Source organism: Phytoactinopolyspora halotolerans, from assembly GCF_010550675.1.
Classification (GTDB): Bacteria; Actinomycetota; Actinomycetes; order Jiangellales; family Jiangellaceae; genus Phytoactinopolyspora; species Phytoactinopolyspora halotolerans.
Map to the genome: position 1 here is coordinate 50,994 of NZ_JAAGOA010000017.1, position 25,208 is coordinate 76,201.

Below are 25,208 nucleotides of genomic sequence, written 5' to 3' on the forward strand. Positions count from 1 at the left end.
GGCCATCGGGCTCGGCCGGTCCCCCTAGACTCGGCCCCATGCTGCGCCGAGTTCTCCCAAGCGGTATCGCACTGACCGTGATCGCCCTGGCCGCCTGTACATCCGACTCGGAGCCGACCGATACGGAGTCCGGCTCGGAACGGTTCGAGGTCACCCTGTTGGCCGGCGGGGGAGACCAAGAGGTGTCCGAGGTCCGGGCAGGTCGTGGCGATGTGCGGCTCGACGGTGCGCTGACGAGTGTGGCGGCCGGGGCTGACGGTGCGGTGTGGGCAGTCTCCGACGGAGTGTCCCTGCTGCGTGTCGACGGGGAGGGACAGGTCTCACAATGGACGCCCCGGCTGCCGGACGGTGTCGTGGAGATCGCCGACATAGCCCCGGCACCGGGTGGCGAGGTCTACATTCTTCCGCGGCGCGCGCCGGGTGATCTGGCAGGCGAGGCGTCGGTGTACGTCTTCACCGACGACGGCGGCATCGAGCCGGCGTTCGGCGTGCCCGCCTCCGGCGACCCGGCCGCGGACGCGATGCCGGCGACGGCCGACGGAGAGCCCGCGGAAGACGCGAGGCTCGGAAGGATCGGAGACATTGCTGTCGTCGACAACGGCAGCATCGTGTTCGTCGAAGAGATCGCCGGTGCCGGATACGAGGTAGCCAATCTGGTGCGCCGGGTGGAAGACGGAACTCTGCACACGGTGGCAGGCCTGCCGGCCGACGCGGAGCGTTCCGACATCACCGAGGGCGAGGTCCATGGCGCATCGTTCCCGGAGGTCGACGTCGCTGCCACATCCGTGCTCGGACAGGTCCTGATCGCCGCAGGTCGCCAAGGCGACATCGTGCTTCAGACGACGCGGAGCCTCATTGAGGTGGACGAGGACGGCGCGTTGACCGTGCGGGCCGGATCGGAAGCGGGAACCGTCACGTTGCCTCGGATCTCGGAGCACGGACCGTTGACCGACCCGGTGCTGTCCACGGAGGCTGAGTACCGCTCCAACCTGCGCCACGCCGTGGGTCCCGCGCTCGCCGTCGACGGCGGGATCCTGGCGACCACGTTCGGCGGGCTCCCGGATGACGAGGACGTCCACCAGCGCTACCTCTGGGACGTCGAGGATGGCTCGGATCGCGCGCAGGAGATCGCCGACGCGGCCGCCGAAGGCGAGGACCAGGACCTTGCGAGCGTCTATGTGTCTGACGAGGGGCAGGCCGTGACGGCGAGCGTGTTCGGCACCGGCACGACGATGCTCGACGACGGCACCATCGTGGTAGCGGCGCAGGACCCGGAATCGGGTGAATCGATCATGGTCTCATTCCCCGCAGCCGTCATGGACGAGGGCGAGGGCTGAGACGTCAGCTCGGGACCCGCTCGCCCCTAGTTCGGCCCGTTCTCGTCCTGGAAGAAGCCATTGGTGGCTCGCTGCACCGCGGGGTCCTGCAGCCACGCGTTGTAGGCCGCGAGTGCGTCCGGATCCGACGCGATCTCCTCGAACGGGAGGATCCGTCCGCTGCCGTCGGTGAACTCCCCGCCGTAGTGCTCCTCGTAGAACGCCGGGTCGCCGTCCCAGGTCACGGTGCCGTCGTCGTACGGCTCGATGTCGGGGTTGAGGTACGGAAGCTCGCTCTTCGTCACACGATCGTTGGCGTAATCCCGCCACCGTTGGTGGTAACCGAAGACGTCGGTCTCGAGCTCCTGGATCTGCTCCTCGTCGAGGTCCTCCAACCAGCCGTTGACCAGTTCGCCGAGGATACTCTGAGCGATCTCCTTGGGCTTGCCGGTGATGTCCTCGACAGCGCCCTTGGGATCGAACCCGGCGCCGATGAGCCAGTTGACCATACCCTCGCGGAACTCGTCCCGCTCCTGCTCACTGGCTTCGCGCTCGTTGAGGACATCGTTCCAGTTCGCCAGGAACATGTCGGACAGCCGACCCGCGATGAAGCCGTCCCAGCCGCTGGCGTCGTGGTCTGGCCCCCGGCCATTCCGGATGTCTCGGATCTCATTGTGAAAGAGCTCGAACGTTCGCGCCGAGCCTTCCTCGGATCGCATGCCCTCGGTGATGAACGCATCCCAGACCTCGGGGTCGATCTGGTTAATCGGAGGCGTGCCGTCATAGTCACCGACACCGGCCGGGGACGAGAACGCGTACATGAACTCGTCCCAGTACTGCTCCGTCATGTCGACGAAGACCCCGCGCATCTCGTCGGTGAAGGGGAACGGTTCGTCGAGTGAGCCGACATTGGTGATCCAGGTGGCGGCGTTCTCCTGGGCCAGGTTCGGTTGATCGTCGTCGTAGATCTGCAGTCGTCCGTAGATCGAGTCCGCGTCGACCGTGCCGGCCTTGACGAACGCCGTCCACGCCTCGTTCCACTCGTCGGTGGTGGTCACCGGGCCGATGACCTGCGCCTGCTCCCAGACCTGGTCCGGGTGCGCATGCATGTACTCGGCGGCTGCACGCGGGTTCTTCCCCATGGCGGCGAACAGCCAGGTCGCGCCCTCGCCGGTGAACTGCCCGATGTCGTCGAACTCACCGTTCAACGCGGTCTCGGCGAACGCCACCATCGACTCGTGGTTCCACTGGCCGCCGTTCTGCATGATGTAGGCCATGTTGTCGGTCAGGTCGATGTTGGGGATGTCCTGGTCCGCCAAGGGCTGGTACATCGAGGAGATGAACTCGGTGTCGTAATCGATCCGGAAGCTGGCCGTGGAGAAGACCGTCGATAGCGAATCGATCGCCCCGTCCGGGAGGTCGTCGTTCATGGGATCCGCGGTCATGAGCAGGTGGCCACGGTCTTCGGGGTTCAAGCCGTTGATGAATGCCTCGGCGAAATCGGGGTCATGGCCGTACTGTTCCAGCTGCTCCCACACGTCGTCGGGGATGTCTCCGTAGGTGCCGTTGACCTGTTCGGCGAGTTCGCGCCCGGCCTCCTGCGCGTCCTCGACCGAGTCGAACAGGTCGTTGAGGATATCGGTGCCTTGGATCTCCAGCACGCCGTCGCCGTCCCAGCCGTTGTTCTGGTGCTCGGCGAGCAACTGCACGGCCAGGCTGTGCCGCCGGCGCATGTCCGGCATGATGTCGTCGAGGTCACGCTTGGCTTCGAGCAGCTTGTTCAGGTTGGACATGTCAACGCCGAAGTACCGGAAGTCCGTCTCCAGGCCGGAGATGCGGTCGGTCAGCCCCGTCAGCGTCTTGTCCAGATCGTCGACGGCCTGCCCGAGGGCGTCGACGTCCATCGAGCAATACTCCCCGCCGCTGCCGGCGCCTTCGGGGGTGTCCTCATAGGCCATATTCAATGACTCCTGGTGAGACGTGATGATGTCATCGACAAGCCGGAAGCCTACGATGCAGCAGGCTGGCCGCTGCCGGTGACCTCGGACCACCCGTCGTCGAAGCCTTCGTCCGGTGCCAGTTCCCCGGTGCCGCGCCGCGCGGTGCGCACGGTGGCTCCCACCAGGCCGGCGAGCTTGTCGACCTGGTCCTGGTCGATGTCGTCGTGCTTTCTGGCGGCGTCGATCGTGGTGGCGACCACCACCGGGTCTGCCTCGCTGGTGAACGTGTGCGCGAAATAGGGGTCGTGCTGGTTGCCGTCGAGTTTGGCGATGAGCTTCTTCACGCTGTTGTGATCAGGACGCGAGGCGAACAAGGTGACCGCCTCTTGGCCGTGTTCCACCGACACACGCGGAGGATGGTGCGATACCCGTCGCTCGTCATAGCTGACCGGGGGCCGGTTCGGATGAGGCTGACGATCAGGGAGTGTGTGCAGGCCGCCACCGTCCTCGATCTCCTGGGCCAGCGCGAGCCTGCGCCGCAAGCCCGGCAGCTCGTCGTCGAGCCACGCGGTCACCTGGGCGAAGCGGGGCGCTTCGAGCGCGTCGACTTCGTCCAGGCCGACGTCGACCAGGATCCCGCGCAGTTCCGCCTCATACTCGGGAATCTGGTCGCGGGCGCGTTCCATAGCCGCGATCAGCATGGTCATCGCCTGGATGTCGATGGACACGACGCCGGGCCTGCGATCGCCACCGCCGTCGTCCGGGCCGCCGGGGCCGCCGTCTTCGTCGCCCCCGTCTTGGTTATCGGCGTCGTCCTCCGGTGGGGACGTATCGTCCTCCGGGTCATCGGTGTCATCGCTGTCCGTCTCGGCGCGGAACGTCGAGTCCGTCTCCGGTCCGTCGGTGCCGTCGTCCTGCACAGCGTCGTCGCCGCTACCGCCGCCGTCCGTGCCGTCTTCCGTGCCGGGAGCGTCGGTGCTGCCCTCTCCGCTCGTGCCGTCCGAAGACCCGCCCCCGTAGTCGGAGGAGCCGCCGTAGTCGTACGACGATCCGCCGTCGTCGCTGTAGCTGGACGGCGACGTGTAGGACGCCGCATCGGCCTCCGCGGCGTCGGCGGCGTCGGCCGGGTGATCCAGGCTGCCGACGTTCTTGCCGCCCGACGGATCGTCATCCAGCCCACCCACGATCTTGCCGGTCATCTAGACACCTGCCTCGGAATCAGCAGGCATGAAAGCCTTGGGTTCCAGTCCGTGTGTGTTGCGGCGTCGTTGCAGCTCCGCCTCGATGATCTCGACCACACGCTCAGCGGCTTCCGTGGTGATCCGCGCGTTGTCCTCGAGCGCCAGCGAGAATTCGTCGCCACTCCGGCTCACCCAGGCGCCGTCCGCCATGGCTTGGAGAGCCGGCTTGAGGATCGCCGCGCAATCCTCCGCGACGAGCTTCGCTCGCTCCAGCGCGAACTCCAACTCCTCCAGGCTGACACCGTCGTCCTCGGGATGGGGAAGATCCGGCGTCGGAAGGCTGGGAGCAGGGAGATCGGGCGACGAGAGGTCAGGGGTGGAGATCTCCGGAGACGGCAGGTCCGGAGGCGGAATGTCCTGCGGTGAGTCCGGGCCGGGCATGTCCGGCGGTGGCACATCGGCCGGAGGCGTGCCGGGTTCGTCGAGGTCCAGCTTCTCCGGACCGGTCCAGAGTTCGCCGTGCTCCGGACCGGCGTGCTCGGCCGCTCGGCCATCAGGCACGGCGCTCACCCCTTCCAGGTTCTAGATCCACTCGTAGCGTACAAGTTCCTCGTGAACGCACAAGGACGCCGATAGCGAACACCGCCGGCTAGCGCCGTTTCGTCTCCACCGTCACCCGGGTCTGGGTCTCGGCGACCGGGATGAGCACGACCGCGTGTGTGGTCTGCGGGTCCAGCGGATCCTGCGGCTCGCCGTTGGCGAACCAGTCAACCGTCCAGAAGCTCTCCGCGGTGACCGGTGTGGTCAGGCCGGGCCGGTTCGCACTCGAGCGGCCGAAGATCAGGATGCACTCGCTCTCCGCATCCGGAGACCACCTCGTGCCGGTTCCCTCGCAGATGATCGGCTCCGCGGACGGAGCGGAGAACCCCATCGACCTCAGTTCCGCCCGGGCCAGGACCGTGTTGCCGCCGGCAGCGGCGTTCACCTCTACCTGGACGGGACCGCCCTCCATCCAGACCCACGTCTCGACATTGACCAGGGTGGCGCCGTCGCCGGAGCGCTTCGGATTCCACGAGATCTCCGGGTCCGGGAGTTGCATATGGTCGAACGCGACGTCGACCAACGCCTCGGGCGGTACGGGAGGCACCGGAGGCTCCTCGTTCATCTCGACGAAGACCGCGCCATCGTAGTCGGTGAAGAACCGCTCGGAGTGGTCGAAGAACTCGTGCACGTCTCCGTCGAAGTCGGCGCTGAAACAGGCGCCGTACCACCAGCGGCCCTCGTCGTCGTCCTTGTACGTCTCGTAGTCCTCGTACGGTTCGTACACTTCGCCCGTATGTGGATCCGACCAGCGGTCGAGGTCGCCGCTGTCGATCATCTCGTAGTAGTCCTTGCCGGTCAGACCGGGGATGTACCGGCAGGCGGGCAGTACCCAGACGGTCTCGCGCGGGATCGTGAACCGGCCGTCGTCCCCGCCGTCGGTTCCGGAGCCCCACACCTCGACGCTCACGCGGCCGTCCTCGGCGTCGGCGTCGCTGCCTCCGCCGTCGTCGTCCGGCGGTGGGCAGCCGTCGAGGCCGCACCCGGGCGCGACCTCGGCACTGCTGATCGGCGTCGCCCCGAGCAGCGTCAGGGTGAGTGCGCACGCGAGGAGCGCTCCGGGTAATGCGTCGCGGGAGGACCGGCGGACGGCATTCAGCATGTCTCCTCCGCGGAGAACACCTCATCGGTGACCTGCCAGCCCGTCTCGGTCCGGTTGAGCTCGGCCCGGCCGGTGGTCCGCGGGGACTGCTCGACGCCGTCGGCGGGACGTTCGCCGTCGTCGTCGATGACGACGAGTTCGGCGGCATCGATGCAGAACCCGATGGTGACGACGTTCTCCGAGGCACCCTCGACGTACGGCTCGACGGTGACCTCGCCGCCGTATCTGATGCCGTGCCGCCGCTGATAGTCGAGTGAACCCTGCAGCCGGTCTATTCGCGGCTGCGCGGCGAGTCCGCGGAGCCGGTCACTGAGTTGCACGACGCGCAGCGACCGGCGCCACTCCACGAGGTAATCCGTGTACACGTCCAGAGCCGCTGCCGCGGACTCGTCCGCCACCTCGTCCGGCATGATCACGGTCACGCCGGCCTCGTCGAAGACGCGTACCTCGGGCTGCGGCTCGCGGCCGGAATCCTGCCCGGACGCCGGAGCCGCCGAACGGTCGCCGCCGCCGGTCGTCGGTGCCGGACCCGGCGAGGCAGTGCCGCCCTGGGTAGAGGCGGTGCTGGCCTGGGTAGATGCCGACGGCGCCGCTTCCGGTCGCGTCTGGTCCGCCGGCTCCTCGCTCCCGGGCGAGTCGTCCGCGCCGGATCCACACGCGGTGAGAACGGCTACCAGTGTGGCTGCGGTCGCCGAGGCGCGCACGTCCATCCCAGCTCCTCGCGCTCGGGGGTGTGACGCGACGTGACTCTACCGCTGACCCACGGTCACACGGCCGCCGGCCGCTCAGCCGAGATGCGGGAACCAGATGGCGAGCTCGCGCTTCGCCGAGTCAGGTGAATCCGAGGCGTGAACCAGGTTCTCCGACTTGGAGAGCGACAGGTCACCACGGATGGTGCCCGGTGCGGCCGTACGGCTGTCCGTCGCGCCGTTCATCTGGCGGACCACATCGATCGCCTGGTCGCCCTCCAACACCAGCGCGACCAACGGGCCGCTGGTGATGAACTCGCGGAGTCCGGGGTAGAACGGCTTGTCGACGTGTTCCGCGTAGTGAGCGTCGGACTGCGACGCGTCGATGGTGCGCTGGTCCATCGCGACGATGGCGAGCCCTTTGCGCTCGTAGCGAGAGATGATCTCCCCGACCAGGCCGCGCTGGACGGCGTCGGGCTTGATCAGGACAAGCGTGCGCTCAGACACGGCTGCGGCTCCCAAGAAGTCAGACACGTACATGGCAAGTAGAGCTGAAAGCCTACCGGTGCCTATTCTTGCTGGCTGCCTTCGGCGGCCGCGTGAAGGGTGTCGCTGGTTCGCGTAGACTCGAAAGCCGTCCCCAATCAGTTTCTGGAGTCAGCGCAATCATGTCTGTGGAGTCTGTGTTTCCTCGGCTGGAACCGCTGCTGTCGCAGGTCAGCAAGCCGATCCAATACGTCGGCGGAGAACTCAACGCCGTCGCCAAGCCGTGGGATGAGGCGGCGGTGCGCTGGGCGCTGATGTACCCGGACGCCTACGAGGTGGGCCTGCCCAACCAGGGTGTGCAGATTCTGTATGAGGTCTTGAACGAGCGTGACGGCGTCCTCGCGGAGCGCACGTACTCCGTATGGCCGGACCTCGAGGCGCTGATGCGGGAGCACGGCATCGGTCAGTTCACTGTGGACGCGCATCGGCCGGTGGCGGCGTTCGACCTGTTCGGCGTCTCGTTCGCGACCGAGCTGGGCTATACCAACCTGCTGACCGCCCTGGACCTCGCCGGGATCCCGCTGAGCGCGGTCGACCGGGACGAACGCCACCCGGTGGTGATCGCCGGCGGCCACGCAGCGTTCAACCCGGAACCGATCGCGGAGTTCGTCGATGCCGCGGTCCTCGGCGACGGCGAGGAGGTCGCACTCGCCATCACTGAGGTGGTGCGCGAGTGGAAGTCCGAGGGCAGCCCGGGCGGACGGGACGAGCTGCTGTACCGGCTCGCCGCCGGCGGCGGGGTGTACGTCCCGAAGTTCTACGATGTCGACTACCTGCCGGACGGCCGGATCAAGCAGGTCGTGCCGAACCGTCCCGGCGTGCCGGAGCGCGTGCACAAGCACACGGTGATGGACCTGGACAGCTGGCCCTACCCGAAGAAGCCGCTGGTGCCGCTGGCGGAGACGGTACACGAGCGCTACAGCGTGGAGATCTTCCGCGGCTGTACCCGCGGCTGCCGGTTCTGCCAGGCCGGCATGATCACTCGTCCGGTGCGTGAGCGCTCCATCACCGGCATCGGTGAGATGGTCAAGAACGGTGTGCAGAACTCCGGGTTCGAAGAAGTCGGCCTGCTCTCGCTGTCCAGCGCGGACCACAGCGAGATCGGTGAGGTCGCCAAAGGGCTGGCGGACAGGTATGAGGGCACCAACACGTCGTTGTCGCTGCCGTCGACGCGCGTCGATGCGTTCAACGTGACGCTGGCCAACGAGCTCTCCCGCAACGGGCGCCGGTCCGGGTTGACCTTCGCCCCCGAGGGCGGCTCCGAGCGGCTGCGCAAGGTGATCAACAAGATGGTCAGCGAGGACGATCTGATCCAGACCGTGGCGACCGCATACGGCAGTGGCTGGCGGCAGGTCAAGCTCTACTTCATGTGTGGCCTGCCGACGGAGACCGATGAGGACGTGCTGGCCATCGCCGAGCTGGCGAAGAAGGTCATCGCCAAGGGTCGCGAGGTCTCCGGCCGCAAGGACATCCGGTGCACGGTGTCGATCGGCGGGTTCGTCCCCAAGCCGCACACGCCGTTCCAGTGGGCCGGCCAGACCCCGCACGAGACGGTCGACGCACGCCTGCACAAGCTGCGCGAGGCGATACGCTCGGATCGCACCTACGCCAAGGCCATCGGCCTCCGCTACCACGAGGGCAAGCCCGGGATGGTGGAGGGCCTGCTCTCTCGCGGGGACCGGCGCGTCGGCCGGGTGATCCGGGCGGTCTGGGAAGACGGTGGCCGGTTCGACGGCTGGTCCGAACACTTCTCCTTCGACCGTTGGGTGGCGTCGGCGGATCGGGCTCTTGCCGGCGAGCCGGTGGACCTGGACTGGTACACCACTCGGGAGCGGGACCGGGACGAGGTGCTTCCGTGGGATCACCTCGATTCCGGCCTCGACCGCGAGTGGCTGTGGGAAGACTGGCAGGACGCGCTCGACGAGGTCGAGGTCGACGACTGCCGCTGGACGCCGTGCTTCGACTGCGGGGTATGCCCGCAGATGGGCACGGAGATCCAGACCGGACCTACCGGCCAGAAGCTGCTCCCGCTGTCCGTGGTCTGACGCACGGCTGCCGACGCGCAGACTCCGACATTTGCCGACACTTGGTGTAAGCAGGCTCACCTGCTCACTTCTCATGTTCGCCCGGCGGATACGGCGTTGCGCGGACGGCGGCGTCATGGCTGTAGACCAATCGTGTGCGATACTCGAAAGTGGTTGGGCGGAACCTACCGCTCAATCCGGCGATGTTCTCGCCGACGTCCGTGGGGCGCTCGGCACGGTGGCAACGAGCCGATGTTCAGCCGCGAGGCAGGATGCGAGCACTGCAGACTGCCGGCGCGGCGACATTGTGGCGCGGCCACCGACGCAAGGCCGGTGAGCATCGTCGATGACAGGCTTTTACGTCGGCCAGCGGTGTTCGCACCGGTCGGCGCCAGACAGAGCCCGTGCGCGGTGGCAGCGCTCACGCAAGATACGCGCAAGAGTGCGCCACGGGAGCCCGGGTTGACGGGAGTACGCATACATGCAAGAAGAAGAGACCAGCTCGGCCGCCCTATCGGCTGAGCCAGCAGAGGCTGCCCCTCCTCGCCGAACACCCCGGAAGCGGGCCGCAAGCCGGAAAGCGGGTCCTCCGCAGGAGACGGAACAGCCGGAATCGCAGGGCGGTGCGGACAGCGGGACCGAGCCGGCAGTCAGCGCGGCCGTCGGCCAGCCGGTCCAGGCCGATGAGCCAGCGGCGTCCGTCGCGGTGACGGACGGCGAGCCCGTGGAACGGACAGCGAAGAAGAGCGCCGCCAAGAAGGCGACGAAGAAGTCGGCGGCCAAGAAGCCCGCAGCCAAAAGGTCGGCCAAGAAATCGGCGGCCACGACCGAGGCGAGTTCCAGCGCGGCGAGCCCGAGTGATGGGGGCCCGAGTGATGCGAGCCCGAGCGCGGCAGAGCCCGACGCCGGGCTGACCAGAGACGGTCACGCGGAGGACACCGCGGCGCAGCCACCGAAGAAGCGGCCGAGCCGCAGCCGCAAGAAGTCCGTGGCAGCAGCCGAAGCCGCGGTCGGCGAGAACGCTGCCCTCAGCGAAGACGGACCGGTGCCACAGCCGATGGCGGACGCCGAGTCGGCGGCGAACGCTCCGAACCAGGGTGCGGAATCGGCCGGTGACTCTGGACCCGATGCGGTGGACGCCGCCGCGTCGGCGGTCCTGTTCCAGCCGCCGACCTTCGATGCGACGCCGTTGTTCGAGCCGCCGACCGTCACGGGTCGCGGCGCCGAACCCGCGGACGAGTGGAGTGAACAGCAGGATCGGTCGGAGACCGAGGACACGGAGTCGTCCGCCGATGAGGGCCCGGGCGACGACGGCGACGACGAGGACTCCGGTTCGCGGCGTCGGCGGCGTCGGCGTGGTGGCCGTGGGCGGCGGAAGAAGCCGGAGGAGACGGCCGAGGACGGCACCGCGACGCCATCCGCCGACGAGAACGTCGGCGACGACAAGACGGCTGCCCCGACCGACACCGACGCGGAGTCCGCTGAGCAGTCCGAGCAGGAGGACACCGATTCGGGCGAGGAAAGCGGTGACGACGGCTCCGAGGGTGGAAGCCGGCGTCGTCGGCGTCGTCGGCGGCGCAAGAGCGAGGGAGACGGAGAGGACGGCCGGACCGACGATCCGCCGAACACCGTCGTCCGGGTCCGCGACTCGAAGGAATCCGAGGACGAGGTCAGCGTCGTCAAGGGCTCCACGCGGCTGGAGGCGAAGAAGCAGCGCCGGCGCGAGGGCCGCGAGGCTGGGCGCCGTCGGCCGCCGATCCTGAGCGAGTCGGAGTTCCTGGCCCGTCGGGAGGCCGTGGAACGGGTGATGGCTGTCCGGCAGGAGGGCGATCTCACCCAGATCGCCGTGCTGGAAGACGACATCCTCGTCGAGCACTACGTGAGCCGTGCCTCGCAGCAATCGATGATCGGCAACGTCTACCTCGGCCGGGTGCAGAACGTGCTGCCGGCGATGGAGGCGGCGTTCATCGACATCGGCCGGGGCCGCAACGCCGTCGTCTATGCCGGCGAGGTGGACTGGGCCGGGCTGGGACACACCGAGGGCCCGAAGCGGATCGAGGATGTGCTGAAGTCGGGCCAGACCACGCTGGTCCAGGTGACCAAGGATCCGGTCGGGCACAAGGGCGCTCGACTGACCGGGCAGATCAGCCTGCCGGGCCGGTACGTCGTGTATGTGCCCGGCGGTTCGATGAGCGGGATCAGCCGCAAGTTGCCCGACAACGAGCGCAACCGGCTGAAGAAGATCCTGAAGAAGGTCGTGCCCGAGGACGCGGGTGTGATCGTTCGCACCGCGGCGGAAGGGGCCTCCGAGGAAGAGCTCACCAACGACGTCGCCCGGCTGAAGGCTCAGTGGGAGGCGATTCAGAAGAAGACCTCCGGCAGCGCTCCCGCCTTGCTGCACGGCGAGCCCGACCTTGCGATCAAGGTGGTCCGGGACCTGTTCAACGAGGACTTCACCAAACTGGTCGTCCATGGCAAGCAGGCCTGGGAGGCGATCGACGAGTACGTCAGCGGCGTGGCATCGTCACTGAAGGACCGGGTGGAGAAGTGGACCAGTCACGAGGACATGTTCGCCTCGCTGCGTATCGATGAGCAGATCAGCAAGGCGCTCGACCGCAAGGTCTGGTTGCCCAGCGGAGGATCGTTGGTGATCGACCGCACCGAGGCGATGACCGTCATCGATGTCAACACCGGGAAGTTCACCGGGTCCGGCGGCAACCTTGAGGAGACCGTCACCAAGAACAACCTCGAGGCCGCTGAGGAGATCGTGCGCCAGCTGCGGCTGCGGGACATCGGCGGCATCATCGTGATCGACTTCATCGACATGGTGCTGGAGTCGAACCGCGATCTGGTCTTGCGCCGCCTGGTGGAATGCCTTGGGCGGGACCGCACCAAACACCAGGTCGCAGAGGTGACCTCGTTGGGTCTGGTGCAGATGACCCGCAAGCGTATCGGCACCGGGCTGCTGGAAGCGTTCAGCGAGCAGTGTTCGCACTGCAAGGGCCGTGGCATCCAGGTGCACACGCATGTGCGCGAAGCGCCCAAGAGCCCGGTTGACGAGACGCCGAGTAAGGCGGAACGGCGAGGCAAGCGCGGCAAGCGCAGCGAGCCGCAGGAGAAGCCCGCCGAGGCCGCCCTGGCGCCGAAACTCGAGGCCCACGCGGATCCGGGCGAGGCGTCGCCGGCCGACCTGATGCCTGTGGGGCTGCCGGTTTCGGTCAGTAACGGTACATCGGAGGACGTCGCTGGGGCGGAGACGTCGACGAACGGACGCAGCGTCGGTGCACGTGAGAGCGGCGCGCCGAGCGGCACCGCAGCGGCCGACAGCGCGGCGACCGGTCCCGGCAGCGCGGCGACCGACTCCCCGACGACCGGCACCACAGCGTCCGACACTCCCGCAACCGGCACCGGCACCGGCAGCACGGCGGCCGGCGCCGGGGCGGCCACGGGCGGCGACGGCGCCAAGCCGCCGGCCCGTCGTGGCCGCCGCCGGGCGGAACGGCCGGCGGGAAGCCCTGACGAGCATGTCACCTCCTCCAGGTGATGCGATTCCCGCTCGCTTGTTGAGTTTTGGTTGCGTGTAGGCGTCCCGGTGGATCTCGGGTGTTGCGCTGAGACTCAACAAGCGCGCGGGCTGGCGTATGGACGCGAACTAAACAGAAGTAAATAGAGGCAAGTAGCGTTATCCGCGTGTTATAAAGGTTCTGCCGGCCGAAAACACACACGGAGAGGCTTGGTCATGCCGTCGATGTTGCATGAAGGGCTGGCTGAGGTGTTCCGGCAGCGCCCGGCCCTGGTGGCAGATCTGCTGGCCGGCCCGCTCGGTGCGGACGTCCCCGACCACGACGGTGTTCGGGTCGAGCCTGGGGACCTGACGACGGTGGAACCGACGGAGCTTCGTGCCGATGCGGTCGTCACCTTGACCTCGGCATCCGGCGACGGCGCGGCGGAGGCAGTCCTGGGCGTGGTGGTCGAGGTGCAGCTCGGCCGCGACAAGAGAGAGAAGCGCCTGAAATGGCCCGCGTATGTCGCCAACCTCCGGGTGCGATTGAGATGCCCGGTTGCGTTGCTGGTGGTCTGCGTGGACATGGCCACGGCCCGATGGTGTGCTGAGCCGATCGAGGTAGGCCCCGGGTGCGTACTGCGTCCGCATGTACTGGGGCCTGATAGCGTGCCGTTCGTCACCGACGTGGCGCTCGCCCGGGAGAAGCCCGAGTTGGCTGTGTTGTCGGCCATGGCGCACGGTGCCGATACGGCCCACCGCGGTGTGTTGAACGCGGTGGTCGCGGCTCTGGACAGCTTGGACGAGCTGCATCCCTTGTATCCTGACCTTGTACTCGCAGTGTTGCCGGAGGCAGCGCGGCGCTACCTGGAGGAACTGATGGCCTTCGACACGTATCAACCCAAGAGTGAGTTTCTTCGCCGCTGGCGTGACCAGGGGCTGTCGGAAGGGCGCGCCGAAGGACGTGCGCGGAGCGTCCTGGAGGTCCTTGACGCTCGGGGTATCGAGGTGCCCCAGCACGTCCGCACCCGCATATTGGAGTGCACGGACGAGAACGAGCTCGACCGGTGGCTCCGGAGGGCGGCTACCGCGGCGTCGGCCGACGAGCTGGTCTGACAGCTTCGGGATGCACCGACCGAGCGTGCCGCGGTCAGGGTGTGAGGTCGCGGATGGCGCGCAGGATGCGTTTCTCCGAGACCGGATGCGCGGTACGGAGTTCCTGGGCATACAGACTGATCGCGAGTTCCTCGATCATCCAGCGAACGGCATCGTGCTCCGCGGTGGGCAGGCGATCCGCAGGGATCGCGTCGAGTAGCTCGTTGTACGCATCGTGAACCCGGGCGATGGTGTCCATGTGTTGGAGGTCGCGTTGCGGCGTCGCGGCCATTTTCGCCACGCGCCGCTCGATGCCCTTGAGGTAACGCACCAGATCCGGTAGGCGCCGCCGGCCGGTGGCGGTGACGAAGCCCGGATGAATCAGATCGTCGAGATGATGCCGGGCGTCGGCGATCGAATCGGGACTGGCTGTCCGCGGGACCTGGCTGAGCGCGGTGCGTACCCGGTGGGCCACGGTCAAGGCGGCCTCGACCTCGGCGACCACCGAGAACACCTCCTCGATCAGCGAGCCGCGCACCTTGTCGCGCAGGACGGCGAACTCGCCCTCGTTCCAGGCAGGGCCACCGGCATCGGCGATCAGCGCATCCGTGGCGCACGCCGCGCAGTCGTCGATCAGGTCCGCGACGCTGCCGTCCGGGTTCTGCGTCAGCACCAGCTTGGTGGCGCTGGTCAGGTGCCGCTGAACGAAGGCGACAGGGGAGGGGATACTCAGCAGCAGGAGTCGTCGCACGCCCGTCCAGTGTGCGCGGCGTTGTTCCGCCTCAGTGTGCAGCACGCGGACCGCGGCCGTCGCCCCCTCGTCCACAAGAGCTGGATAGCCGGTGACCTGATGGCCGTCCCTGCGCTGCTGGAACGTTCGCGGCAACGTACCGATGCTCCACTCGCGCAGGCCGGAACGTTCGATTCCGGTAGCCGCGGCCGCGACGGTCTTGCGCATGTCGGCCTGAAGCCCGGCCTTCAGCTGGCTGAGGTCCTTGCCTTCGGCGACGGCCCGGCCGGACTCGTCGACCACTCGGAAGGTGACCCGGAGGTGGTCCGGGACTCGGCTGACGTCGAAGTCTCGACCCTCGACCGGGACGCCGCGCAGCCGGGTGAGCTGGCGAGCCAACGTCTCGGTGAGCGGCTCGCCGGAGGAGGGCTGGATCCGTTCCAGGGCGGGCAGCACCTGGCGAGCCGTGTCCGGCGCTGGGACGAACGACCGGCGCAGTTGTTTGGGCAATGACTTGATCAGCGCGGTCACCAGTTCTTCTCGCATGCCCGGGACGTGCCAGTCGAAGCCGTCACCTTCGACCTGGTTGAGCACTGGCAACGGTATGTCGACCGTCACCCCGTCGGCGCGCGCACCGGGCTCGAACTGGTAGGTCAGCGGGAGATCGTGCTCGCCGTGCCGCCACGCATCGGGGTAATGCTCTTCGGTGACGTCACCGGCCGTGTCATTGATCAGCAGATCGGTGGAGAAGGTCAGCAGGTCGGGGTCGACCTGGCGGGCCTTCTTCCACCACGCGTCGAAGTGCCGGGCGGAGACGACGTCGGCCGGGATGCGCTCATCGTAGAACTCGAACAGGGTCTCGTCGTCGACGAGAATGTCCCGTCGCCGAGCCCGATGCTCCAGGTCCTCCACATTCTCCAGCAGCTCACGGTTCTGGTGGAAGAAGCGGTGCCGAGTCTCCCAGTCACCCTCGACCAGGGCGTGCCGGATGAACAGTTCCCGGCTCAGCTCGGGGTCGACCTTGGAGTAGAGCACCCGACGGGCGGCCACGATCGGCACCCCGTAGAGGGTGACCTTCTCCTGGGCCATGACCGCTCCGGCCTTCTTCGACCAGTGTGGTTCGCTGTAGCTGCGCTTGACCAGATGCCCGGCCAGTTGCTCGGCCCACTCGGGATCGATGCGTGCGTTCATCCGCGCCCACAACCGGGACGTCTCGACGAGCTCGGCCGCCATGACGAACTGCGGCGGTTTCTTGAACAGCCCCGACCCTGGAAAGATGCCGAACTTGGTGCCCCGGGCGCCCAGGTACTCGTTGCCCTGGCCTTCCTTGACACCGATGTGCGACAACAACCCGGCGAGCAGCGCGCGGTGGATGGCGTCGGCGCCGCCGGGGGCATCGTTGAGCTTCACGCCGAGCGGTTTGACCAGGCTCCGCAGCTGGCCGTCGAGGTCCTGCCACTCGCGGACGCGCAGATAGTTCAGGAAGTCGGTGCGGCACATCTTCCGGAACTGGTTCGACGATCGGGCCCGCTTCTCGTCGCCCAGGTATCGCCAGAGGTTCAGGAGCGCGGCGAAGTCCGATGTCGGGTCGCGGAACCGTGCGTGTTTCTCGTCGGCGGCCTGCTGGTGGTCGGCCGGCCGCTCCCGGACGTCCTGAATGGACAGCGCGGCGGCGAGCGTGATCACTTCACGGGCGCAGCCCTGCCGGTCCGCTTCCAGGATCATCCGGCCCAGCCGCGGGTCCACCGGGAGCTGGGCGAGCCTCCGTCCGACGTCGGTGAGCCGCTTGCGCGGATCCTGTTCCGCCGGATCGATCGCACCCAGCTCATGCAGCAGGTCCAGGCCGGCGGAGACGCTGCGCCGGTCCGGCGGATCGATGAACGGAAACGCGGCGACGTCACCGAGCCCGAGCGCCGTCATCTGCAGAATCACCGAAGCAAGGTTGGTGCGCAGGATCTCCGGGTCGGTGAATGCGGGCCGGGACTCGAAGTCCTCCTCAGAGTAGAGCCGGATGCAGATGCCTTCAGCGACGCGGCCACACCGTCCCGCGCGCTGACGCGCCGAGGCCTGCGAGATCGGCTCGATCGGCAGCCGCTGCACCTTAGTGCGGTGGCTGTAGCGGGAGATCCGTGCGGTGCCCGCGTCGACCACGTATCGGATTCCGGGCACCGTCAGCGACGTTTCAGCGACGTTCGTGGCCAGCACGATCCGGCGCCCGCCGTGCGGCTGGAAGACACGGTGTTGCTCGGCGGCGGAGAGCCGGGCGTAGAGCGGCAGGACTTCCGTCTGGGCGCCGCGCCGTCGGGTCCCGGCAAGATGCCTGTTCAGCGCGTCGGCTGTGTCCCGGATCTCTCGTTCGCCGCTGAGGAAGACCAGCACATCGCCGGGTGGTTCCAGCGCCAGCTCGTCCACCGCGTCGACGATCGCCCGCACCTGATCACGGGGTTCGCCGGCTTCGTCGTCGTCCGTGGCCGCGTCGCCGTCCGTGACGGCGTCGCCGGTGTCGGGCACCAGTGGCCGATACCGGATCTCCACTGGGTAGGTTCGCCCGGAGACCTCCACGATCGGAGCGTCATCGCTGTGTTGGCTGTTCGGCTCGCAAGCTTCGCCGAAGTGGGCGGCGAACCGCTCCGGGTCGATGGTCGCCGAGGTGATGATGACCTTCAAATCCGGCCGACGCGGCCGCAACTGCTTGAGGTAACCGAGGATGAAGTCGATATTGAGGCTGCGCTCGTGCGCCTCGTCGATGATCAGGGTGTCATAACGGCGCAGCATCCGATCGTGTGAGATCTCGGACAGCAGGATGCCGTCGGTCATCAGCTTGACCAGCGTGTCGTCATCCGTCTTCCGCGTGAACCGGACCTGGTAGCCGACTGCCTGACCGAGCTCGGTGTCGGTCTCTTCAGCTATGCGTTCTGCGACGGTCCGCGCGGCCAATCGCCGCGGCTGGGTGTGCCCGATCACACCGCGGATGCCCCGGCCCAGCTCCAGGCAGATCTTCGGCAGCTGTGTGGTCTTGCCGGATCCTGTCTCGCCGGCGACGATCACCACCTGGTGATCGCGGATCGCCGCGGCGATGTCGTCCTTGCGCTGGCTGACCGGCAGCTGATCGGGATAGATGAGCGGTGGCACCGACGATGCACGGGCAGCGATGCGCTTCTGAGCTGCCTCGATCTCCGTGGAGACCGCTCGGATGGCTTCGGCTTTGCGGTCGGCACCTCGGATCTTGCCGAGCCCGTCGAGCCGTCGCCGAAGCCGATGCTCGTCGCGGATGGAGAGTTCGGCCAACCGGGAGCGCAGATCGGCTACGGAGGGTCCAGACATACCGGTACGAGTTTACGGTGCGCCGCGCCCGTGGGTCATCCGAGTTTCTGCCATGCCCGCCGCGATGTCGGGTGTGACCAGTTCGTTTGCCGCACCGTCCGGCCCGCTCGGCGCTGATAGCCTACCGGCCGGCGCACGCTGACGGGATCGACCCGTGATGCGTCGCCGCGTGCCGGGTAGGTGGGCGCTAGAGTTTTCTCGCCTGGCGGGAAACTGTGCGGCGTGCCGTGTGCGTTGCCGTCCAGGAACTCCTTTTCATATGAGCGCGGTCGATCGCGCCGGCGACGGGTGTCCGGGCGATCTTGGATGAGGTGGTGAGCGAGTGCTCGGATTGCCCGAGGACATCAGGGCGTGCCTGTTCGACCTGGACGGTGTGCTGACCCCCACGGCGAAGGTACACAAGGCGGCCTGGGAAGAGACGTTCAACGCGTTCTTGCGGGAGCGCGCGGAGCGGACCGGTGAGCCGTTCGTGCCCTTCGATACCGGCCGGGAATACAACGTGTACGTGGATGGCAAGGCCCGTGCCGACGGCGTCCGGTCTTTCCTCTCCTCGCGTGGCATCACGCTGCCGGAGGGGGAACCCGACGACCCGGGGAGCGCGGACACCGTGAACGGTGTCGGAAACCGGAAGAACGAGGCATTGATGGCCGTGCTGCGGGAGCGAGGCGTCGAGCCGTACGAGGGCTCGGTGGCATACCTGCGCGCCGTCCGGCAAGCGGGCGTGCGCCGGGCGGTGGTGTCGGCCAGTGCGAACTGTGCAGAGGTCGTCCGGGCCGCCGGCCTCGAGGAGCTGCTCGAGGCCCGGGTGGACGGAGTCGTCGCGCGGCAGGAAGGGTTGCGCGGAAAACCGCATCCGGACACCTTCCTGGCCGCCGCCGATAAGCTGGGTGTACAGCCCGGCGAAGCGGCCGTCTTCGAAGACGCCCTGGCGGGTGTGGAAGCCGGGCGCGCGGGTGGCTTCGGCCTCGTGGTAGGAGTGGACCGCGTGGGCCAGTCCGAGGCGCTACGCGAGCATGGCGCGCACATCGTGGTCCGCGACTTGGCCGAGCTGGTGGATGGAGCGTCCGCATGATCCGTGAGAAGGGGTACCCGACCGAGCCGTGGCGCATCCGGGAGGCTCAACTCGACCTGGAGGTGCTCGCTCAGTCGGAGTCGGTCCTGGGACTCTCCAACGGCCACATCGGCCTGCGCGCCAACCTCGACGAAGGGGAGCCGCACGGCCTTCCGGGTACGTATCTGAACTCGTTCTACGAGCTGCGCCCGTTGCCGCACGCGGAGGCCGGCTACGGCTACCCGGAAGAGGGACAGACCCTGGTCAACGTCACGAACGGCAAGCTCATCCGGCTGCTGGTCGATGACGAACCGTTCGACGTGCGATACGGCGAGCTGCGCTCACACGAGCGGGTGCTGGACATGCGCCAGGGAACGCTGGAACGGACGGTCGAGTGGGTCTCTCCGGCCGGCCGCGCGGTCAGGGTGCACTCCACCCGGCTGGTCTCGTTCACGCAGCGATCGGTCGCGGCGATCTGCTACGAGGTCGAGCCGCTCGACGGCCCTGCGCGGCTGACGATCCAGTCCGGATTGGTGGCCAACGAGGAGGTACCGATCCGCAAGGGTGATCCGCGGGTCGCGGCCGTGCTGCGAGAGCCGCTGCAGTCCGAGCAGCACTTGGCGAACGGAGCCGGCGGGCTGCTGGTGCATCGGACGAAGGCGAGCGGTCTGCGGATGGCGGCGGCCATGACCCACCAGGTCGAGGGCCCGGAAGAGACCATGGTCAACACGGAGGCCTTCCCCGATTGGGCGCGGACCACCATCGCCTGCGTGCTGGAAGCCGGTCAGCGGCTGCGTGTGGTGAAACTGCTGGCCTACGGGTTCTCCAGCCAGCGTTCGCTGCCCGCTCTCCGGGACCAGGTCGGCGCCGCCATCGCGGCAGCGCGCTTCACCGGATGGGAAGGGCTCTGCCGGGATCAGCGGCAGTTCCTCGACGATTACTGGGACGCCGCCGATGTGCGCGTCGACGGTGATCCGGAGGTTCAGCAGGCTGTCCGGTTCGGGATGTTTCACGTCCTGCAGGCGGGCGCCCGGAACGAGATGCGGCCGATTCCTGCCAAGGGCCTCACCGGTCCGGGGTACGACGGGCACGTGTTCTGGGACACCGAGATGTTCGCGTTGCCGGTGCTCACCTACACCAAGCCGCAGGCGGCTGCGCAGGTGCTGCGCTGGCGGCACGCCACGCTGGATCTCGCCCGGGAACGGGCCCACACGTTGGGCCTCAACGGTGCGGCGTTCCCGTGGCGAACGATCCGCGGTCAGGAGACGTCCGGCTATTGGCCGGCCGGGACTGCGGCGTTCCATATCGGAGCCGACATCGCCGACGCCACGCTCCGCTACATCCAGGCGACGGGCGATGAAGCGTTCGAGCGCGAGGTGGGCGTCGAACTCCTGGTGGAGACCGCCCGGCTGTTCCGTTCGCTGGGCCATTTCGATCGGCACGGCGACTTCCACATCGACGGGGTCACGGGCCCGGACGAGTACTCCGCCATCGCGAACGACAACATCTACACGAACCTGATGGCGCAGCGGAACATGCTCGGTGCGGCCGATGCGGTCGCCCGTCACCCGGATGTCGCCGAAGCGCTCGGTGTCGACGAGGACGAGGCAGCGTCCTGGCAGGAAGCAGCGCGCGCCATGGTGGTGCCGTTCGACGAGGAACTCGGCGTTCACCAGCAATCCGAAGGCTTCACCCGGTTCCAGGAGTGGAACTTCGCAGAGACGATGCCAGAGGATTATCCGCTGCTGCTCACCCACCCGTATTTCGATCTCTATCGGCGCCAGGTCTGTAAGCAAGGGGACCTCATCCTGGCCATGCACTGGCGCGGCGATGCGTTCACTCCTGAGGAGAAGGCGGCGAACTTCCGATACTACGAGGCGCGTACGGTGCGCGACTCGTCGCTGTCTTCGTGTACGCAGGCGGTGATCGCAGCCGAAACCGGACACCTCGAGCTCGCGCACGATTACCTGGGTGACGCCGCATTGACCGACCTGCATGACACGCACGCCAACACCCGGGACGGTGTCCATCTCGCCGCCCTGGCCGGGTCGTGGCTGGCGCTGGTCGCCGGATTCGGCGGTATGCGCGATCACAACGGCGTCCTGGCGTTCGCGCCGCGGCTGCCCAGCAAGATCGACCGGCTGGACTTCTCGCTGATCTGGCAGGGGCTGCGTCTACGGGTCAGCGTCCGGCCGGACGAGGTCACCTACTTCTTGCGCGAGGGCGAACACGAGGACGGCTCCCGGATCGAGTTCCTGCACCACGGTGAGGAGCATGCGGTGGAGGTCGGGAAGCCGGTGAGCCTGCCGATCCCGGAGGCACCGCCGGCCGGCCCCGAGCCGGAGCAGCCGCCGAGCCGCGAGCCGGTGCGTCGGGGCGCTCCTCGAGCGGGCGAGTCCTGAGGGGGCCGTCGACGCTGTCGGAGTCTGTTCCGGAACTCGTGACGGAGGGGGATCGTCACGTCCCTGTCAGGAGTTCCGGAACGGGTTCTCAGGCGGGGCGGCGACCGATGTGGACGCTCCGGGCGCTGAGCGAGTGCACGTCGTCCCGGCGGCCGAGCCACGCGTCGTCGCCCGGGTCGAGCAGTCGTGCCCAGGCAGCCCCGTCGTCCGGATCGAGGTCACCGCTCTCCGTGATGCGCTCGACCCGGTGGGCGAGGCCGTCCAGCACTCGGTTCAGGTCCGCGCCTTGGAGCGGTGCCGGTCGCTCGAGCAGGGTGGTTCGCGTGGTGACATCCCCCAGACCGGCCCGCCGGAGCGCCGTCGTCCACCCGTACGGCATGCGCACGCTGCCGGGCAATGACTCCCGCATCCGGCCGAACCAATGGCCTTCCGCGGCGACCAGGCGGTCCTCCAGCCCCGGCGTGCCGACGCCTAAGTCCCACGGGAGATGACGGACGCGCAGGCCGCCTTCGGCGAGTGCGAGGCGCCCGCCAGGAGCAAGAAAGCCGGCGAGGGCATCGATGGCGGCCTGCTGGTCCGCGGCGTGGTGAATGGATGCCGACGCCCACATGAGGTCCGCGTTCTGGGCGAGGGCGGGCAGCGAGCCCAGGTCTGTGTCGAGGTCGGCCTTGATCAGCCAGATCCGTGCGCCGTCGATCTGTGCGTCGGCGACGCGTCGCTGGGCGCCCTGCAACACGTCGTCGTCTCCGTCCAGGCCGACCACGCTGGCATCCCGGGGAAGTACGGCACTCAACGCCAGGGCCATTCCCGCACCGCCGCATCCGACATCGACGGCGAGGCGATCGTCCGGCTTGACGAGCGTCTGCGCCATCTCGGCGTACCAGGCCGCGTCGTCGTCGACCGCTGCACTGAGCCGCTCCGCGTGCTCGGCCCAATCGATCACCACCGGTGGCTCGTCCGTCGTCATCGCTCGGCTCCCTTGGTCGAATGCCGTCCTCGGATCAGACCAGGTTAGTGAGACAGATGCAGCTCGTAGAAGGCGGACCACCCGCTGTCCGGATAATCGAGAAACGGGCCACGGGCGGTGAACCCCCTGCTCTGGTAGAGCCGCCCCGCGTCGGCGAAGCCCGGCCCGACGCCGGTCTCGAGCATGAGCCAGGACAGCCTCTGGTCGCGTGCCCGCGTGACGATCGCGTCGAGGAGCGCGGAACCGACCCCGTTCCCGCGTGCCTCGGGCCGCGTGAACATCCGTTTGACCTCGCCGAGAGTGTCCGTGTGGATCTTGAGCGCACCGCAGCCCACCGCGTTGCCGTGCAGGTCCCGGGCGATGAACACGGTGGTGTCCGGCTCGGCCATCTGCTCGGCCGTCATCCTGAACTGGAACTCGATCGGTGACAGCGGGAGGAGGTGCTCATTGAGGCCGGCGATGAGGTCTTGTACGTCCTCGTGCAGGGGTTCCGAGGTCACCGTGACGGACATGGCTGGATCTTCTCATCCGTCCGTTACGCCGGAGTTTCGGGCGGTCCCGCCTGCTCAGACTGCGTTGTGACCTGGGCGTGTCAGACTGTGCTTGTACACCGCGGTGAGGAGGCGAGATGGCGATAGAGGCGGACGACCGCCCGTCGGACTCACCGTACATCGCGCGCGTGTGGCGCGGATACGCATCCGGGGTCGAGCGCATGACCTCGATCGCCGTGTCGACGTGGGAGATCGTGTTCTGGGAACACCGTGGTCGCATCCACGTCGCCGTCCGCGGACCGGAGACGGCGGCGAGCACCGCTGAGGTGCCTGACGACTCGCATTCGTTCGGGATCAGCTTCTCGCATGGGACGTCGATGCCGCACCTGCCGGCCCGCCGCCTGGTCGACACGCACGTGGAGAGCCCGCATGTCACCGAGCGGACGTTCACGCTCCGCGGCGACGAGTGGGAGCTTCCCAGCTTCGAGAACGCCGAGGTCTTTGTGGCGCGGCTGGCGCGTGACGGCGTGCTCGTGCGCGACCCGCTGGTCGGCGACGTCGTCGCGGGGGAACCACCAAGGCTCGGTGCACGTTCGCTGCAGCGCCGCGTGGCCGCGTCGACCGGGCTCACCCAGAGCGCGATACGTCAGATCGACCGGGCCCGGCACGCGGCGATACTGCTCGGCGAGGGTGTATCGCCGCTCGACGTGGTGCAGCGGCTCGGATACTACGACCAGCCGCATCTGTCCCGGTCCCTGACCCGGTTCATCGGGCGCACGGCGAAGCAGCTGCGACGGCAGGATCCGGCCGAGCCGCTGTCGCTGCTGTACAAGACTTAGCCGCGATCGACTCCGTACCGTGTTGTCGGCGCAGCGAGGGGCTGCGCTGACACGACACCGGATCTTTGAGGAGCACATCGGCATGGGCAGGATCATCTCGAACTTCTTCATCTCGCTGGACGGCGTTGTCGAAGCTCCGGACACGTGGCATTTCCCGTACTTCAACGATGAGATGGGTGCCGTGGTGAGCGCGGGGATGGAGACCAACAAGGCGTTCCTGATGGGGCGCCGGCTCTACGACGAGTGGGCCGCCTACTGGCCGAGCAGCACCGATGAACCGTTCGCGACGTACTTCAATGACGTGCCGAAGTACGTCATCTCCGACTCGCTCGAATCGCCGGCCTGGAACAACACGACGGTGTTGCCCGGTGACGTCGACGCGGTCAAGCGTTTCAAGGAGAGCATCGACGGCGACATCTGCGTGTCCGGCAGCGCGATCACGGTCCGCTGGCTCTTGGCTAACGGGTTGCTCGACGAGTTGCGCCTGCTTGTGCATCCGATCGCGGTAGGACACGGGCAGCGGCTCTTCGAGGACACACCGACGCACAAGCTCGAGCTGGTGAGCAACGAGACGTTGTCGACAGGTGTCCTCAACCTTGCCTACGTACCGGTCTCCTAGCGGGTGCGGGAGGTGGGACTCGAACCCACATGTCCGAAGACACACGGACCTAAACCGTGCGCGTAAACCTGTTCCGCCACTCCCGCTCGAGGCACCGACCATGATAAGGCATGCGCCGGTGCCCGCATTGCTCGATCCCGGAGCTAAGGATGTGTCGCGGAACCTATGACATGCGGGGAGGTGGGAACCGAGATGCGAGTGTCCGGGACCCGGACTCCGTCCAACCGGTCGATGCTGAAGCCCGCTCTCGTGATGGCGGTGACGGTGTCGCGATGCGCGTGGCAGCCACCGGTGAAGCGCGGCCAGACCGTGGCGTCCAGCGTCCGCTGGACCCGCCGTAGGCGCGGGCTTTCGGCGCGGACGTGCTCGTAGAACCGGAGCTCTCCACCCGGCCGCACCACCCGGTACAGCTCGCTCATCGCCGCTTCCGGGTCGTGCACGGAGCACAACACCAGCGAGGCGACGGCCGCGTCGAACGTGCCGTCGTCCGCCGGAAGCCGTTCGGCCACCCCGTCGGCCACGTCGACGGGGCAGGGCGCCCGGGCGGCCGCCTCCCGGGCGAGGTTTCGCAGGTACGGTTCGGGTTCCACGGCGAGAACCCTGGTCACGCCGGTGGGGTAGTGCGCGAAGTTGAGCCCGTTGCCCGCGCCGACCTCGAGTACGGCCCCGCTCAGCCCGGCCAGCAATCGGTCCCGGTGCGGGCCGACCTCCGCTTCCATGGCATGACTGGCCCGGGCGTAGAGACGGGCGAAGACGGGGTGACGGACGGCGCGAGATCCCATAGCTGCGA

At 67.8% G+C, this 25,208-nt stretch carries 18 protein-coding genes and 1 tRNA gene; 8 read left to right on the forward strand and 11 right to left on the reverse strand.

From position 1 onward, the window contains the following. Nucleotides 1-38: 38 nt before the first annotated feature. The gene (locus G1H10_RS21715) at nt 39-1,337 is read left to right on the forward strand and encodes a hypothetical protein (protein ID WP_163741688.1); all 1,299 of its coding nucleotides are present in this window, start codon (nt 39-41) and stop codon (nt 1,335-1,337) included. A 26-nt stretch (nt 1,338-1,363) separates the two neighbouring features. Here the strand turns inward: G1H10_RS21715 and G1H10_RS21720 are convergent, their stop codons facing one another. The 6 genes from G1H10_RS21720 to ndk all read right to left on the reverse strand — a co-directional run bounded on the left by G1H10_RS21720 (nt 1,364) and on the right by ndk (nt 7,368). Continuing rightward, nucleotides 1,364-3,274 carry a hypothetical protein gene (locus tag G1H10_RS21720; RefSeq protein ID WP_163741689.1) on the reverse strand — a complete coding sequence of 637 codons (1,911 nt, stop codon included), beginning with the start codon at nt 3,272-3,274 and terminating at the stop codon, nt 1,364-1,366. Nucleotides 3,275-3,324: 50 nt separating this feature from the next. Next, complete coding sequence (locus G1H10_RS21725) at nt 3,325-4,455, reverse strand: hypothetical protein (protein ID WP_163741691.1); 1,131 nt, start codon at nt 4,453-4,455, stop codon at nt 3,325-3,327. Further along, nucleotides 4,456-4,998 (reverse strand): hypothetical protein, encoded by a 543-nt coding sequence (locus tag G1H10_RS21730; RefSeq protein WP_163741693.1) that lies wholly within the window; start codon nt 4,996-4,998, stop codon nt 4,456-4,458. It abuts the gene before it with no gap. Between the two features lie 88 nt (nt 4,999-5,086). After that, nucleotides 5,087-6,139, reverse strand: a complete 1,053-nt coding sequence (locus G1H10_RS21735; protein ID WP_163741695.1) for a hypothetical protein — start codon at nt 6,137-6,139, stop codon at nt 5,087-5,089. Next, nucleotides 6,133-6,849: a hypothetical protein gene (locus G1H10_RS21740; RefSeq protein ID WP_163741698.1), complete on the reverse strand. Its 717-nt coding sequence runs from the start codon at nt 6,847-6,849 to the stop codon at nt 6,133-6,135. The genes G1H10_RS21735 and G1H10_RS21740 overlap by 7 nt, the downstream gene beginning before the upstream one ends. Before the next feature lie 75 nt (nt 6,850-6,924). Beyond that, on the reverse strand, nt 6,925-7,368 hold the full coding sequence (ndk, locus tag G1H10_RS21745) for a nucleoside-diphosphate kinase (RefSeq protein WP_216853534.1): 444 nt from the start codon (nt 7,366-7,368) through the stop codon (nt 6,925-6,927). Nucleotides 7,369-7,496: 128 nt separating this feature from the next. Here ndk and G1H10_RS21750 point away from each other — a divergent pair, with 128 nt between their 5' ends. The 3 genes from G1H10_RS21750 to G1H10_RS21760 all read left to right on the forward strand — a co-directional run bounded on the left by G1H10_RS21750 (nt 7,497) and on the right by G1H10_RS21760 (nt 14,016). Continuing rightward, on the forward strand, nt 7,497-9,419 hold the full coding sequence (locus tag G1H10_RS21750; RefSeq protein ID WP_163741700.1) for a TIGR03960 family B12-binding radical SAM protein: 1,923 nt from the start codon (nt 7,497-7,499) through the stop codon (nt 9,417-9,419). Between the two features lie 460 nt (nt 9,420-9,879). After that, nucleotides 9,880-12,942: an Rne/Rng family ribonuclease gene (locus G1H10_RS34690; RefSeq protein ID WP_446686745.1), complete on the forward strand. Its 3,063-nt coding sequence runs from the start codon at nt 9,880-9,882 to the stop codon at nt 12,940-12,942. A 195-nt stretch (nt 12,943-13,137) separates the two neighbouring features. Further along, nucleotides 13,138-14,016: a hypothetical protein gene (locus G1H10_RS21760; RefSeq protein ID WP_163741702.1), complete on the forward strand. Its 879-nt coding sequence runs from the start codon at nt 13,138-13,140 to the stop codon at nt 14,014-14,016. Nucleotides 14,017-14,050: 34 nt separating this feature from the next. On the opposite strand, the gene hrpA is transcribed toward G1H10_RS21760, so the two are convergent. Next, a complete protein-coding gene (hrpA, locus tag G1H10_RS21765; protein ID WP_163741704.1) occupies nt 14,051-18,049 on the reverse strand; it encodes an ATP-dependent RNA helicase HrpA in 3,999 nt (1,332 codons plus the stop codon). Nucleotides 18,050-18,371: 322 nt separating this feature from the next. Between hrpA and G1H10_RS21770 the strand changes: the two genes are divergently transcribed. After that, nucleotides 18,372-19,121 carry an HAD family hydrolase gene (locus G1H10_RS21770; protein WP_163741706.1) on the forward strand — a complete coding sequence of 250 codons (750 nt, stop codon included), beginning with the start codon at nt 18,372-18,374 and terminating at the stop codon, nt 19,119-19,121. Then, entirely contained in the window at nt 19,118-21,502 is a 2,385-nt protein-coding gene (locus tag G1H10_RS21775) for a glycoside hydrolase family 65 protein (protein ID WP_163741708.1), read from the forward strand. The genes G1H10_RS21770 and G1H10_RS21775 overlap by 4 nt, the downstream gene beginning before the upstream one ends. Nucleotides 21,503-21,590: 88 nt before the next feature. On the opposite strand, the gene G1H10_RS21780 is transcribed toward G1H10_RS21775, so the two are convergent. Both G1H10_RS21780 and G1H10_RS21785 read right to left on the reverse strand, forming a co-directional pair. After that, on the reverse strand, nt 21,591-22,469 hold the full coding sequence (locus G1H10_RS21780; RefSeq protein WP_163741709.1) for a class I SAM-dependent methyltransferase: 879 nt from the start codon (nt 22,467-22,469) through the stop codon (nt 21,591-21,593). A gap of 44 nt (nt 22,470-22,513) precedes the next feature. Next, complete coding sequence (locus G1H10_RS21785) at nt 22,514-22,981, reverse strand: GNAT family N-acetyltransferase (protein WP_163741711.1); 468 nt, start codon at nt 22,979-22,981, stop codon at nt 22,514-22,516. Nucleotides 22,982-23,097: 116 nt separating this feature from the next. On the opposite strand from G1H10_RS21785, the gene G1H10_RS21790 reads away from it, so the two are divergent. Beyond that, a complete protein-coding gene (locus G1H10_RS21790) occupies nt 23,098-23,799 on the forward strand; it encodes a helix-turn-helix domain-containing protein (protein WP_163741713.1) in 702 nt (233 codons plus the stop codon). Nucleotides 23,800-23,881: 82 nt separating this feature from the next. Continuing rightward, nucleotides 23,882-24,418, forward strand: a complete 537-nt coding sequence (locus G1H10_RS21795; RefSeq protein ID WP_163741715.1) for a dihydrofolate reductase family protein — start codon at nt 23,882-23,884, stop codon at nt 24,416-24,418. 4 nt (nt 24,419-24,422) lie between these two features. Here the strand turns inward: G1H10_RS21795 and G1H10_RS21800 are convergent. Next, nucleotides 24,423-24,504: transfer RNA gene (locus tag G1H10_RS21800), tRNA-Leu, on the reverse strand. Between the two features lie 57 nt (nt 24,505-24,561). Further along, nucleotides 24,562-25,200: a class I SAM-dependent methyltransferase gene (locus tag G1H10_RS21805; RefSeq protein ID WP_163741717.1), complete on the reverse strand. Its 639-nt coding sequence runs from the start codon at nt 25,198-25,200 to the stop codon at nt 24,562-24,564. Nucleotides 25,201-25,208: the final 8 nt, after the last annotated feature.